Source organism: Microbacterium sp. 22303 (assembly GCF_052045265.1).
In the GTDB taxonomy this organism is placed as follows: Bacteria; Actinomycetota; Actinomycetes; order Actinomycetales; family Microbacteriaceae; genus Microbacterium.
Genome location: NZ_JBQEOQ010000002.1, coordinates 139067 through 151812, shown reverse-complemented (window position 1 = coordinate 151812; position 12746 = coordinate 139067). Strand labels below are relative to the sequence as shown.

Below are 12746 nucleotides of genomic sequence, written 5' to 3'. Positions count from 1 at the left end.
CGTCGGTCCGATACTCCGCGGTGCCGTCACGGGCGAGGGACGTCACGGACGCGGCGGTCGGATGGCGGGTTCGAGCTGGCCGAACAGGCCGTGGCTCGCTCTCTCGATCATACCGAGCACCTCGTCGAACACCCGGGCGTCGGCGTAGTAGGGGTCCGGCACATCCAGCACGGTCGGATTGTGCTCGAACGAGAGCAGCAGGGTCACTTTGCCCTCCTCCGACTCGTCGCGCGCCCACTGCTTCAGGATCCGCTCGTGAGTGCGGTCCAGGGCGACGACGAGGTCGTTCTCGGCGAAGGAGTCGTAGGTGAACTGGCGCGCGCGATGCTTGGTTCCGTCGTAGCCGCGGCGGGCCAGGGAGTCGATCGTGCGACTGTCGGCCTGCTCGCCCACGTGCCAGTCGCCCGTCCCGGCGCTGGTCGACACGATCCGGTCGCCGAGGCCCTGCTTGGCGGCGATGTCGCGGAAGACGACCTCCGCCATGGGGGACCGGCAGATATTGCCCGTGCACACGAAGATCACGCGGAACGGGTCCGACTCGGTCATGGCTCCATTGTGCCGTAACGAGTCCGTGCCGTAACGAGTCGGGCGGCCGAGCGCGGCGCGGCGGAGCGGGGCGGCGGAACGCAGGCGGCGAAGCGCGGGTGGCGAAGTGCGCGCCGTTCGTCCTCCACAAGGCAGGGGATCCGCGGGCTCTGCACGGGTCACGGGAACCTCGTCCTGCGCGGACTCGGCCTCCGGCAGAGTCGCTGTCATGTTCGCCATCGCTCCCGTCACTGCCGAAGGATCCTGGATGCTCGCGGAGGCCATGCTGCGCTGCGACCGCGCGCGAGAGCGGCTGGATCGCGCGATCGCCGATCTGTGCGCGCTCGCGGCCGACTGCGCGTGGAAGGCCCGCGCGATCGAGCTGATGCTCGAGCGATGCGCCGCGCAGCAGCGTGAGCTCGTCGGCGTGCTCGACCAGCTGGAGTCGATCCAGTCCGGGTTGCGGGCGGGGTGACGTCAATGGGAAGCGACGTGGAGATCACGCATGGCGGGATCGTCGCCGTGGATCCCGACGACCTGCGGGCGATGGCGGGCCGCATGCGCGCCGACTCCGCCGCCGTCCAGGTCGCCCGGGAGGAACTGCTGGAGATCCCGGCGATCCTGCAGTCGTCGGCCCTGCCGCCAGGGTCACGGTATGGCGCGACCATGCCGGTGTGGCCCGCGGCGAACCGCCTGGACGCGGTCGGCGCCGAACTGGACGAGCTCGCGAGTGAGACCGCGACCATGGCCGACATCTTCGAGATCGCCGAGCTCCGCGCTCAGCGTGAGATGTCGGGCGTGACGGATCCGGAACTCGTGAAGCGCTCGCAGCATCGGATCGAGGAGATCCTCGCGCAGAACCCGCGCCTGGTTCAGGCCCGGCGCGAGCTGTTGAAGACCTGGGCCCAGGGGGCATTCGAAGGCTTCACGGCGACGCCGGGAAGCCCGCTCAGCGAGACCAGCGGGACGGCCTGGGACATCCTCTCGACCTTGAGCCCGGCCCTGCGCCTCGCGCTGCTGAACGCAGGGGCGGCCGAGGCTGAGCTCTCCCAGTGGGCGCTGCTTCTGCTGATGTCGGTGGCGCCGAGGATGGGACAGACACCGCGCGTGCCGCTGATGCCGACACCGGGGGTGGTGCTGGTCGACGGCGCCGCCGGTCCCGGTGCCCCCGGGAGGGGCGCAGCGGGACCGCGCCCCGGAGACCTGCTGCTCAGTCGCACGCGCACCCCCGGATTCGTCGCGAGCAGTTCAGGGGGTGCGGGCGCGAGCCCCGGTGCACTCCCCGTTCCGACGGCGCCGGCGACCCTGGGCGACGCCGTCGCCCGCATTCCGTATGGCCAGGCGCCCCAGGTGCGCGTCGAGAAGTACGCGCTGGCCGACGGATCCTCGCGGTTCGTCGCCTACGTCGACGGCACCCGACCAGGACAGCCCGCGTCGGAGCCCTGGGACATGAACTCGAACGTCCAGGCGTACGTCGAGCGGAAGGAGTCCGATTCGTACAAGGCGACGGTCGCGGCACTGCATGCGGCGGGTGCTGACGAGACGACGCCGGTCGACCTCGTCGGATATTCGCAGGGCGGCATGAACGTCGATCTCGTCGCGCAGTCCGGCCAGTTCGATGTGCAGGGCGTGTACACGGTCGGGTCGCCGACGGAGCCCGCGCTGCCCGAGAACGTGGACCACGTCGCGGTCCGGCACACGGACGATCCGGTCGCCGGGCTCGCCGGAGGGGGACGGCCCGACGGGTTGGGATCGTCGCAGGGGCTGGTCATCACGCGCACGACCCTGCCGGGGCATGGGATCGACCTGACCATGCCGGCGCATCAGCTCTCGGCGTACCAGGAGACGGTGCGCCTGGCCGAGCAGTCCGGGGATCCGCGGATGGACGCGATCCGTGAGCACTTCTCCGTCTACGAGGGCGCCGCGCTGACCGACTCCACCGATTTCACGGCGACGCGTGTGCCCGGAGCGAAGTGACCGGCGGGCGACTGCCGAGGCGAGGGCGGGGCCGCCCCGGGGGCCGCCTCAGCGGTCGCGGTCGCGCTGGCGCTGAGGGCGCAGGATCGCGTTGAAGACCGCGTTGATGATGGCGATGAGCAGGGCGGCGACGATGGTCCAGCCGAACCCGCCGACGTGCAGCCCCCAGCCCCAGAAGCCGGTGATCCACGCGGCCAGCCAGAGCAGGAATCCGTTGATCACGAGCGAGATCAGCCCGAGGGTCAGGATGTAGAGCGGGATCGCCACGATCTTCACCACGGTGCCGACGATGGTGTTCACGATCGCGAAGACCGCTCCGATCGCGAGCAGCGTGACCAGCAGGGGCACCATCCCGCCGGGCGGGTAAGGGGTGACCGTGACCTCCAGGATGGTGATCAGGCTGACGACCCAGATGGCGAAGGCGTTCACGATGACGCGGATGAGAAACCTCATGATGCCGATTCTCGCATCCGAACCCGGGATCCGCCGGGGAGATTCGGACCGGCCGCCCGCCGACGGATCCGCCGGCAGAATCGGCTCGACGCCGGCGTCTGCGGCAGCGGGGACCCCGGTGTCCCGCCCGTCAGGAGATCTAGACTCGACCCGTGAGCGAAGAGATCCTGCCCCGCATCCGCGAAGAGATCGCGGCCCTCCCGCCGTACCGTCAGGGCAAGCAGGCCGGTGCCGACGCGTTCAAGCTCTCCAGCAACGAGAATCCCTTCGAGCCGCTGCCCTCGGTCCTCGCCGCGCTCGTCGACGCGACGCCGATGAACCGCTATCCCGACGCGACCGCGGGAGCACTGCGCGCACGGCTGGGCGAGCGCTACGGCGTCGCGCCCGATGCGGTGCACGTGGCCTCGGGCAGCGTCGCGATCCTGTACCAGCTCGTGCTGGCTGCGGCGACGGTCGGCGACGAGGTCGTCTATGCGTGGCGCTCGTTCGAGGCCTACCCCGGGCTGCCGCTGGTGGCCGGGGCGACCGGGGTGCAGGTGCCGCTCACCGCAGATGCCCGTCACGATCTCGACGCCATGGCCGCCGCCATCACCGAGCGCACCCGCGTGGTGATCGTGTGCACGCCGAACAACCCGACCGGTCCCATCGTGACCAGCGCCGAGTTCGCGGCGTTCGTGGCGAAGGTGCCGCGGGACGTGCTGATCGTGCTCGACGAGGCCTACGCCGAGTTCGTCACCGCGCCCGATGCCGTCGACAGCCTGGCCGAGCGCATCTTCGAGGCACACCCCAACGTGGTCGTGCTGCGCACCTTCTCCAAGGCGTACGGACTCGCCGGCCTGCGCGTCGGCTACGCGATCGGTCACCCGCGCGTGCTGGACGCGGCCCGCACCACGGCGATCCCGCTGTCGGTCACCGCTGCCGCCGAGCGCGCCGCGATCGCCAGCCTCGACGCCGAGGACGAGCTGCGCGCCCGCGTCGCAGTGATCGTCGAACGTCGCACCGAGCTCGTCGAGGGCCTGCGTGCACAGGGCTGGGACGTGCCGGACGCCCAGGGCAACTTCGTCTGGCTGCCCACCGGCGAGGCGACCGCCGACGTCGCTGCGGCCTTCGAGGAGGCCGGCCTCATCGTGCGGGCGTTCCCCGGAGACGGGATCCGCATCTCGGTCGGCGAGGCCGAGTCGCTGCCCCGCGTGCTCGCCGTGGCCGCTGCCCAGCGCTGATCGTGAGGGCGGCGCATCCGCGGACCGGATGCGCGGGATCCGAGGATCCGAACGATGCAAGGCCGTCCATGTAAAAAGCTAGGGGGACCTGGCATTAATACGTGGGACACCTGGATATCCGCGCGCCCGCATGCGTCCGTGGGGATCGTCACACACGCCTCGGGATCGTTTGTGCGCACCCTCCACTGCAGACGGGGAAAGCTCGGTTACCGTAGACAAGGTGACTGACGCCGATATCCCCACCGTCCGCGTCCTCGATGCCGACGGCCGCTTCGCTCCGAACCCCGCCGCGGAGGAGTACCTGCCCCTCATCGAGGCCCTGCCCGACGGCGAGCTCGAGCAGCTCTACCGAGACATGGTCGCGATCCGCGCGATCGACACCCAGGCCACGAACCTGCAGCGCCAGGGCCAGCTCGCGCTGTGGCCGCCGAGCCGCGGGCAGGAGGCCGCCCAGGTCGGATCCGCCCGCGCCGCGCGCCCGCAGGACACGATCTTCCCCTCCTACCGCGAGCACGCCGTCACCCGCATCCGCGGCGTGGATCCGGTCGACATCATCAAGCTCATGCGCGGCACCTCGAACGGGGGATGGGATCCGACGGATCCGCGCAACGGCAACACCCGCATCTACACGCTCGTGCTCGGCTCGCAGACCCTTCATGCGACGGGCCTCGCGATGGGGATCGTCTTCGACGGCAAGTGCGGATCCGGTGACGTCGACCGCGACCAGGCCGTGATGGTCTACTACGGCGACGGCGCCTCCAGCCAGGGCGACGTGCACGAGGCGATGGTGTTCGCGGCGAGCTACCAGACCCCCGAGGTGTTCTTCCTGCAGAACAACCACTGGGCGATCTCCGTGCCGGTGTCGACCCAGTCCCGGGTGCCGCTCGTCCAGCGCGGCGCCGGATACGGCATCGAGTCGATCCGCGTCGACGGCAACGACGTGCTCGCGAGCTACGCGGTCACCCGCCGCGCGCTGGACGAGGCGCGCACCGGCCAGGGTCCGCGCGCGATCGAGGCCGTCACCTACCGCATGGGAGCGCACACCACGAGCGACGACCCCACGAAGTACCGCGGCAGCGACGAGGAGCAGGAGTGGGCGCTGCGCGACCCGATCGCCCGCATGCGCGCCTACCTGGAGCACCGGGGAGCCGCCGGATCCTTCTTCGCCGACGTCGAGTCCGAGGCCGCGGACGCCGCCGAAGACCTGCGCGTGCGCACCCTCGCTCTCGGCTCTCCGACGGCCGAGGCGATCTTCGACAACGTGTACAGCGACCCGCACCCGCTGATGGCCGAGCAGAAGGCCTGGCAGGCGCAGTACGAGGCTTCGTTCGGGGCCGGCGCATGACCGCTGGCGTCTCGGAATCGAGGATGATTCGCACTCTGCAGGAGATTGAGGGCGGATCCATCCTGGATTCCTGCAATCGTCCTGCAATCGTGAAGGGATCCCGCGCATGACCACCGTGGACACGACCCGGACCGGCATCGAGACGATGCCGTTCAGCAAGGCTCTGAACGCGGGTCTTCGCAAGGCCATGGAGGACGACCCCCGGGTGCTCCTCATGGGCGAGGACATCGGCGCACTCGGCGGTGTCTTCCGCGTCACCGAGCACCTGCAGCGCGACTTCGGCCCGCAGCGCGTGCTGGACACCCCGCTCGCCGAGTCCGGCATCGTCGGCACCGCGATCGGCCTGGCGATGGGCGGGTTCCGCCCCGTCATCGAGATCCAGTTCGACGGCTTCGTCTTCCCCGCCTTCGACCAGATCACCACGCAGCTCGCGAAGATCACGGCCCGGCACGAGGGCAGGGTCTCGATGCCGATCGTGATCCGAATCCCCTACGGCGGGCACATCGGCGCCGTCGAGCACCACCAGGAGAGCCCCGAGACCTACTTCGCGCACACCCCGGGCCTGCGCGTGGTCTCGCCGTCCACCCCGAACGACGCGTACTGGATGATCCAGGAGGCGATCGCGTCGAACGATCCCGTGATCTTCCTCGAGCCGAAGAGCCGGTACTGGCCCAAGGGCGAGGTCGACCTGTCCGCCCCGGCGCTGCCGCTGCACGCCTCGCGCGTCGTGCGCCGCGGATCCGACGTGACCCTGGTCGGGCACGGCGCCATGGTGTCGACCCTGCTGCAGGCCGCGGCGCTCGCCGAGGCCGAGGGCACGAGCTGCGAGGTCGTCGACCTGCGTTCCCTGTCGCCGGTGGACTACGGCCCCATCCTCGATTCGGTGCGCTCCACAGGCCGCATGGTCTACGCGCAGGAGGCGCCGGGATTCGTGAGCCTCGGCAGCGAGATCGCGGCGACCGTCATGGAGCGGGCGTTCTACGCCCTCGAAGCGCCGGTGCTGCGGGTCTCGGCCTACGACACCCCGTTCCCGCCGGCGAAGCTCGAGAGCACCTACCTGCCGGATCCGGACCGGATCCTCGAGGCCGTCGACCGGTCTCTGGCGTATTGATGACCTCCTCCGGGGGTTCCGAACTCAGTCGATCTGGTCGGCTTCCGCCCGTCGCGGTCGAATCCGCACGATACTGACTGAGTTCGGCACACTCCGACCGAGAGATTCCCTCCGAAAGGAACTCTGATGAGCACCCAGACCTTCACCCTGCCGGACGTCGGCGAGGGCTTGACCGAGGCCGAGATCGTCACGTGGCGGGTCGCCCCTGGCGATGCCGTCGCCGTCAACGACGTGATCTGCGAGATCGAGACGGCCAAGTCGCTCGTGGAGCTGCCTTCGCCGCACGCCGGCACGGTCGGCGAGCTGCTCGTGCCAGAGGGGAAGACGATCGACGTCGGCACCCCGATCATCACGTTCCTGACCTCGGCTGCCGAGCCGGCCGCCCCCGCCGCGGCTCCCGCTGCTGCGCCGGCGGAGGAGGGATCCGGATCCGTGCTCGTCGGTTACGGCTCCGGTGCGGAGGCGACCTCGCGCCGCCGCCGTCCCGCCGAGCGCCCGGTGCGCTCCTCGGTCGGGGTGATCGCGAAGCCGCCGATCCGCAAGCTCGCGCGCGATCTCGGCGTCGACCTCACCCAGGTCACCCCCTCCGGGGCGGACGGCGAGGTCACCCGCGACGACGTGATGAAGCACGCCGAGCAGGCCAGCGTGTTCCGCAACATCCAGACCCCGGAATGGGGCGACGTGCGCGAGGAGACCGTGCCCGCGCCGCAGCCGGCACCCGTCGGTCTGGCTCGCGGGATCGCGCCCTCGCCCGCTCGCGCCGGCGCCGACGAGAGCCGCACCGAGTCGATCCCGGTCAAGGGCGTGCGCAAGGCGACCTCCTCGGCGATGGTGCAGAGCGCCTACTCCGCCCCGCACGTGACAGTGTGGAAGGAGGTCGACGCGACCCGTACCATGGAGCTCGTCAAGCGGCTCAAGGCCTCACCCGACTTCGCCGACATCAAGGTGTCGCCGCTGCTGATCGTCGCCCGCGCCGTGATCTGGGCCGTGCGCCGCACCCCGATGGTCAACGCCGCCTGGATCGACACCGCTGACGGCGCCGAGATCGCGGTGCGCCACTACGTGAACCTCGGGATCGCCGCGGCCACCCCGCGGGGCCTCCTCGTGCCGAACATCAAGGACGCACAGGACTTGGGCTTGAAGGACCTCGCGCGCGCTCTGAACCGGCTCACCCTGACCGCGCGCGACGGAAAGAGCACCCCGGCGGACCAGCAGGGCGGCACCATCACGATCACCAACATCGGCGTGTTCGGGATGGACGCGGGCACCCCGATCATCAACCCGGGCGAGGCCGGCATCGTGGCTATGGGCACGATCAGCCAGAAGCCCTGGGTCGTCGACGGCGAGGTGCGCCCGCGCTGGGTGACCACGGTCGCCGGATCCTTCGACCACCGCGTCGTGGACGGCGACGGCATGAGCCGGTTCATCGCCGACGTCGCCGCCGTGCTCGAGGAGCCCGCGCTGCTGGTGGACTGACGCGGCCGCAGCCGTCCCGGCTCGCCTCAGCCGTGCAGCCTCTGCGCCACGAGCTGGGGCAGGCCGACGGCGCGCGCTGAGGCGAGGGCCGTGGAGACCGCGCCCGCGAGCACGATGTCGGCGCCGAGGCGTGAGCGCAGGATCGCCGGCGCCGGCAGGTCCAGCAGCGGACGCAGCACGTCGCGCGCGGCGTCGAGCACCGGTTCGATGTCCTCGGCGATCGCCCCGCAGATGATCACGCGCTCGGGGTCGTAGGTGCTGCCGAGCACGGCGACCACCCGGGCCAGATAGGCGCCGGTCTCGCGCACCACCCTCGCCGCGTCCGGATCCCCGGTTGCAGCGAGGGCGAGGATGCGATCCGCCCGGAGCCCTTCCGTGGCGAGCGCGGCGAGAGCGCCGTCGGCCTCGGCGTCGCCGGAGTCCAGCAGCTCGTCCGCGATACGCGTGATCGTGGGGCCGAGGCCGTGCGCGGAGTCCACCCCGCGCACGTGGTCGAAGAGCACCATCTCGCCCACGCCGCCGTGTGCGCCGTGCAGGATGTGCCCGTCCACCACGGCGCCCGCGCCGAAGCGCTCGCCGGCGATGAGCGCGATGTAGTCGCGGCACCCGACGGCCTCGCCCAGATCGCCCTCCGCGGCGGCCGCGAGCACGGCGTCGTTCTTGATCTCGACCACGGGCGCCCATCCGGCGAGAAGCTCGGCGAGGCCGGGGTTGGTGCGCTCCCAGAAGCCGTCGGGGTGGGGCGGGGAAGAACCGTTGCGTGCCACGGGAGCCGCGACGCCGGCACACAGGGCGAGGATGCCGTCGCGGGGGACGCCGCTCGCGGACAGCGCCGCGTCGAGGTGCTTCAGGATGGCGGTCCGGCGCTGACCCACCGTGTGCTGGCGATCCAGGTCGGTGCGCACGTGCGCGAGCGGGGTGCGCGCGAGGTCGGTCACGGTCACGCCGAGGTGCGTGTCGCCGGCGTCCAGGGCGATCACGGCGCCGAGGTCGGCGGGCAGCTCGAATCTGCGGGCGGGGCGTCCGCCCGAGTACTCGCCGGCGTCGCGGGCGTTCGGGAGCTCGCGCACCACGTCCGCCGCGACGAGGGTGTCGATCGCGTCGATCGTGGTCGAACGGGTGAGCGAAGCACCGGCCATCGCCTCCGTGGCGGTGAACGGCCCGCGACCCCACGCGAAGTCGAGCACCTGGCCGAGGCTCGGCCGGCTGACGGCGGGCGTGGCGGGGGCGTCGCGGCCCGCAACGAGCGCGACTTCGGGACCGGCGTCGGGGGCGACGTCGGGTGCCGTGTCGGGCGCGGCGGATCTCGGCATTCGTGCTTGACCTCTCGGGTGGACCTCTGTCAGAGTATCCCTTGCCCGAGTTGATTCGGGAACAAAATCTAATCTCCGGAACAAGGATCGCGCCGCCGGCTCTCAGGCCGCGGAGCGGTGGATCCGCCGGAAGGGACGAGGACGATGGTGTCTGGGAAGAGAACGCGGACGGCGAGAGTGCTCGCCGTCATCACGGCATTGACGATCGCGGGCACCGCCCTAGCCGGCTGCGCGCCGGCAGACGGTCGCGAGACGGTCCGCTTCACGTTCAGCAAGCGCGAGGCGATCGACTTCATGACCAAGGTCGTGAACGACTACAACGCCTCGCAGAGCAAGGTGCGGGTGGAGATCGACACGTCGGGCGTGGACGTGGTCTCGGCCAGCTTCGTCCGCGGCAACCCGCCGGACCTGATGCTGGCGAACTACAACTTCGAGGTCGCCCGATTCGTGCAGCGCTGCGCGCTGACCGACCTGTCAGACACGGAGGAGGCAGGACGGATCCGCAAGGATCTGCAGCCGCTGCTGGACCAGTACGGCATCTGCCCCGGCAAGACGACGGTGCTGCCGTATTCGGTGATGGCCGCCTCGGTGATCTACAACAAGGAGATCTTCGCGAAGTACGGCATCGAGGTGCCGAAGACCTGGGACGAGCTGATCGCCGCGAGCGACACCCTGAAGGCGGCTGGGGTCACCCCGTTCTACGGCACGTTCAAGGACAACTGGACGATCGGTCAGGGCTGGTACGACTATGCCGTCGGCGGTGAGGTGCCGGTCGTGGACTTCTTCAAGAAGATGAACGAGGAGGGCACGAACGTCGGCCCGAACTCGCAGACGTCCTTCTCCAAGGACTTCGCGAAGCCGGTCGACCAGATGACGCAGCTCATCAAGAACTACACCCAGCCCAACGCAGGGAGCCAGGCCTACGTCGACGGCAACCTCGCGTTCGCGAAGGGTCAGGGCGCCATGTATCTGCAGGGGCCGTGGGCGTTCGGCGAGATCGCCAAGACGTCCCCCGACCTGCAGCTGGGCACCTTCCCGCTGCCGATGACGAACGATCCGAAGGATCTCAAGGTCCGCGTGAACATGGACCTCGCCGCGATGATCCCCACCGGATCCAAGCACCAGAAGGCTGCACGCGACTTCCTCGCCTACCTCTACCAGCCGTCCGTGATCGACGCATACAACGCCGCGCAGCTCGGCTTCGCACCGACCACCGACGCCACCATGCCGAACGATCCGCGGATCGCCGGGATGATCCCGTACTACGACCAGGGCGCGGTCTACCAGGGGGCTTCGGTGCTGGTGCCGAAGACGATCCCGGTCTTCAACTACGTCCAGGCGATCGCCCTCGGGGGCGACGTCAAGGACACCCTGAGCACGATGGACGCGGACTGGGCGCGCGCCGCCTTCCTCGCCCCGAAGCTTCCGAGCGACACGAAGGGCACCGCGAAATGAGCACGACGACGACCATCGTGACGGGCGGTGACCGGAAGATCCGGCGCAGCAGCCGCCGGATCGAGCCGATCTACTATCTGTTCCTGCTGCCGACGCTGGTGCTGTTCACGCTGGCGATCACCGTCCCCGCCGTCATGGGCATCTTCTTCAGCTTCACCGACTCGATCGGGATCGGCACCTGGAGCTTCAACGGGTTCACCAACTACATCGCCGCGTTCAGCGATCCGGCCATTCTGCAGAGCTACCTGTTCACGTTCGGGTTCTCGATCGCCACCGTGATCGTCGTGAACGTGCTCGCCTTCCTGCTGGCCGTCGGGCTCGTCTCGCGGATCCGTTTCAAGACCGGCCTGCGGGCGATCTTCGTGATCCCCATGGTCATCTCGGGCATCATCATCGCCTACGTGTTCAACTTCCTGTTCTCGAACTCGATCCCGGCTCTCGGGACGGCGACGGGGATCCCGTGGCTGTCGACGAGCATCCTGGCGAATCCGGATCTGGCCTGGGTCGGCATCGTGATCGTGACCGCCTGGCAGGCGATCCCCGGCACGCTGCTCATCTACATCGCGGGCCTGCTCTCGATCCCGGGGGACGTCTACGAGGCGGCGGACATCGACGGGGCGAGCAAGTTCCAGCAGCTCACCCGGATCACGGTGCCGCTCGTGGCCGGGTACTTCGTCATCAACATCGTGCTCGGATTCAAGGGCTTCCTGAACGCGTACGACATCATCAAGGGCCTCACCGACGGTGGTCCCGGCACCGCGACCCGCAGTGTGGCGATGACGATCATCGCCGGCTTCAACGGCGGCGACTACGCCTATCAGATGGCCAACGCGACGATCTTCTTCATCGTCGCGATCCTGATCTCCCTGCTGCAGCTGTCCGTGACCCGCGGAAGGAACGCACTCTGATGTCCACGCAGACTCTTCTCACCACCGAGGCCCTCACCACCGTCGGCCGCAAGCCGCGCGTGAAGATCGAGCGGGTCAACTGGTCGGGAACCATCATCCTGATCCTGTGCACCGTCACGGTGCTGATCCCGCTGTACGCCACGATCTCCATGGCGTTCAAGACGTCGAAGCAGGCGGTCGACGGCAACGCGTTCTCGCTCCCGGCGCCGTTCAGCGTCGACGGGTTCACGCAGGCCTGGGACCTCACCAAGTTCCCGGTCGGGGCCGGGGTCTCGCTGCTCGTCACCGCGGGCACCGTGTTCCTGACCGTGGTGCTGGCCGCGTTCGCGTCGTACGCGATCGTGCGCAACTGGGACCACCGGCTGTTCCGGTACTCGTTCTTCTACCTGCTGGCCGCGATGTTCATACCGTTCCCGGTGGTGGCGCTGCCGCAGATCCAGCTCACCGGGCTCACCCATCTGGACAATCCGTTCGGCGTGATCCTGCTCGCCACGATGTTCCAGCTCAGCTTCAGCGTGCTTCTGTTCACCGCATTCCTGCGCTCGATCCCGCTCGAGCTCGAGGAGAGCGCGCGGATCGACGGCGCGAGCACCTGGCAGACGTTCTGGCGGATCATCTTCCCGCTGCTCGGCCCGATGAGCGCCACGGTCGGCATCTTCGCGTTCCTCTACGCCTGGAACGACTTCATGATGCCGTCGCTGATCATCTCGGATCCGGCGCTGCAGACCCTCCCGGTGCGGCAGAACCTGTTCCAGAATCAGTTCAGCAGCAACTACAACGTGGCCTTCGCCTCCTACCTGATGGCGATGGCTCCCGCGATCGTCGCCTACCTGTTCACCCAGCGCTGGGTGATGGAGGGCGTGACCCAGGGCGCCGTCAAGGGCTGACAGACCCGCCGGCCCGGACGATCGAACGGCCGATCGCCCGGGCCGGCGCCTCCGCGTCGGGCGCACCCGCCCGTCA

The 12746-nt window shown here is 69.5% G+C and carries 12 protein-coding genes; 9 read left to right on the top strand and 3 right to left on the bottom strand.

Features of this window, described 5'->3' with window-relative positions; all coding sequences use genetic code 11:
* Window positions 1-42: 42 nt before the first annotated feature.
* Complete coding sequence (locus tag ACTJI8_RS06435; RefSeq protein ID WP_440732592.1) at window positions 43-546, bottom strand: low molecular weight protein-tyrosine-phosphatase; 504 nt, start codon at window positions 544-546, stop codon at window positions 43-45.
* A 208-nt stretch (window positions 547-754) separates the two neighbouring features.
* Here ACTJI8_RS06435 and ACTJI8_RS06430 point away from each other — a divergent pair, with 208 nt between their 5' ends.
* Together ACTJI8_RS06430 and ACTJI8_RS06425 are read left to right on the top strand one after the other, a co-directional pair.
* On the top strand, window positions 755-1000 hold the full coding sequence (locus tag ACTJI8_RS06430) for a hypothetical protein (RefSeq protein WP_440732591.1): 246 nt from the start codon (window positions 755-757) through the stop codon (window positions 998-1000).
* Window positions 1001-1005: 5 nt separating this feature from the next.
* Window positions 1006-2502 (top strand): hypothetical protein, encoded by a 1497-nt coding sequence (locus ACTJI8_RS06425; RefSeq protein ID WP_440732590.1) that lies wholly within the window; start codon window positions 1006-1008, stop codon window positions 2500-2502.
* 48 nt (window positions 2503-2550) lie between these two features.
* On the opposite strand, the gene ACTJI8_RS06420 is transcribed toward ACTJI8_RS06425, so the two are convergent.
* Window positions 2551-2955 carry a phage holin family protein gene (locus ACTJI8_RS06420; RefSeq protein WP_440732589.1) on the bottom strand — a complete coding sequence of 135 codons (405 nt, stop codon included), beginning with the start codon at window positions 2953-2955 and terminating at the stop codon, window positions 2551-2553.
* 152 nt (window positions 2956-3107) lie between these two features.
* Here ACTJI8_RS06420 and ACTJI8_RS06415 point away from each other — a divergent pair, with 152 nt between their 5' ends.
* The 4 genes from ACTJI8_RS06415 (at window position 3108) to ACTJI8_RS06400 (ending at window position 8107) form a co-directional block, all read left to right on the top strand.
* Window positions 3108-4175: a histidinol-phosphate transaminase gene (locus ACTJI8_RS06415; protein ID WP_440732588.1), complete on the top strand. Its 1068-nt coding sequence runs from the start codon at window positions 3108-3110 to the stop codon at window positions 4173-4175.
* Between the two features lie 220 nt (window positions 4176-4395).
* Window positions 4396-5520, top strand: coding sequence for a thiamine pyrophosphate-dependent dehydrogenase E1 component subunit alpha (locus ACTJI8_RS06410; protein WP_440732587.1), 1125 nt, complete (start codon window positions 4396-4398; stop codon window positions 5518-5520).
* A gap of 106 nt (window positions 5521-5626) precedes the next feature.
* Entirely contained in the window at window positions 5627-6631 is a 1005-nt protein-coding gene (locus tag ACTJI8_RS06405; protein ID WP_440732586.1) for an alpha-ketoacid dehydrogenase subunit beta, read from the top strand.
* A gap of 126 nt (window positions 6632-6757) precedes the next feature.
* Window positions 6758-8107: a dihydrolipoamide acetyltransferase family protein gene (locus ACTJI8_RS06400; protein ID WP_440732585.1), complete on the top strand. Its 1350-nt coding sequence runs from the start codon at window positions 6758-6760 to the stop codon at window positions 8105-8107.
* A 26-nt stretch (window positions 8108-8133) separates the two neighbouring features.
* On the opposite strand, the gene ACTJI8_RS06395 is transcribed toward ACTJI8_RS06400, so the two are convergent.
* Window positions 8134-9420, bottom strand: a complete 1287-nt coding sequence (locus ACTJI8_RS06395) for an ROK family protein (RefSeq protein ID WP_440732584.1) — start codon at window positions 9418-9420, stop codon at window positions 8134-8136.
* A gap of 144 nt (window positions 9421-9564) precedes the next feature.
* Between ACTJI8_RS06395 and ACTJI8_RS06390 the strand changes: the two genes are divergently transcribed.
* The 3 genes from ACTJI8_RS06390 to ACTJI8_RS06380 are packed head-to-tail and all read left to right on the top strand — an operon-like array spanning window position 9565 to window position 12670.
* A complete protein-coding gene (locus tag ACTJI8_RS06390) occupies window positions 9565-10875 on the top strand; it encodes an ABC transporter substrate-binding protein (RefSeq protein ID WP_440732583.1) in 1311 nt (436 codons plus the stop codon).
* The gene (locus tag ACTJI8_RS06385) at window positions 10872-11783 is read left to right on the top strand and encodes a carbohydrate ABC transporter permease (RefSeq protein ID WP_440732582.1); all 912 of its coding nucleotides are present in this window, start codon (window positions 10872-10874) and stop codon (window positions 11781-11783) included. Before ACTJI8_RS06390 ends, ACTJI8_RS06385 begins: the two co-directional genes overlap by 4 nt.
* The gene (locus ACTJI8_RS06380) at window positions 11783-12670 is read left to right on the top strand and encodes a carbohydrate ABC transporter permease (protein WP_440732581.1); all 888 of its coding nucleotides are present in this window, start codon (window positions 11783-11785) and stop codon (window positions 12668-12670) included. The genes ACTJI8_RS06385 and ACTJI8_RS06380 overlap by 1 nt, the downstream gene beginning before the upstream one ends.
* Window positions 12671-12746 lie beyond the last annotated feature (76 nt).

What these genes read in the sequence shown, in the direction of transcription:
- ACTJI8_RS06435 (WP_440732592.1), bottom strand. Translation starts at nt 546, where the DNA reads ATGACCGAGTCGGACCCGTTCCGCGTGATCTTCGTGTGCACGGGCAAT.
- ACTJI8_RS06430 (WP_440732591.1), top strand. Translation starts at nt 755, where the DNA reads ATGTTCGCCATCGCTCCCGTCACTGCCGAAGGATCCTGGATGCTCGCG.
- ACTJI8_RS06425 (WP_440732590.1), top strand. Translation starts at nt 1,006, where the DNA reads ATGGGAAGCGACGTGGAGATCACGCATGGCGGGATCGTCGCCGTGGAT.
- ACTJI8_RS06420 (WP_440732589.1), bottom strand. Translation starts at nt 2,955, where the DNA reads ATGAGGTTTCTCATCCGCGTCATCGTGAACGCCTTCGCCATCTGGGTC.
- ACTJI8_RS06405 (WP_440732586.1), top strand. Translation starts at nt 5,627, where the DNA reads ATGACCACCGTGGACACGACCCGGACCGGCATCGAGACGATGCCGTTC.
- ACTJI8_RS06400 (WP_440732585.1), top strand. Translation starts at nt 6,758, where the DNA reads ATGAGCACCCAGACCTTCACCCTGCCGGACGTCGGCGAGGGCTTGACC.
- ACTJI8_RS06395 (WP_440732584.1), bottom strand. Translation starts at nt 9,420, where the DNA reads ATGCCGAGATCCGCCGCGCCCGACACGGCACCCGACGTCGCCCCCGAC.
- ACTJI8_RS06390 (WP_440732583.1), top strand. Translation starts at nt 9,565, where the DNA reads ATGGTGTCTGGGAAGAGAACGCGGACGGCGAGAGTGCTCGCCGTCATC.
- ACTJI8_RS06385 (WP_440732582.1), top strand. Translation starts at nt 10,872, where the DNA reads ATGAGCACGACGACGACCATCGTGACGGGCGGTGACCGGAAGATCCGG.
- ACTJI8_RS06380 (WP_440732581.1), top strand. Translation starts at nt 11,783, where the DNA reads ATGTCCACGCAGACTCTTCTCACCACCGAGGCCCTCACCACCGTCGGC.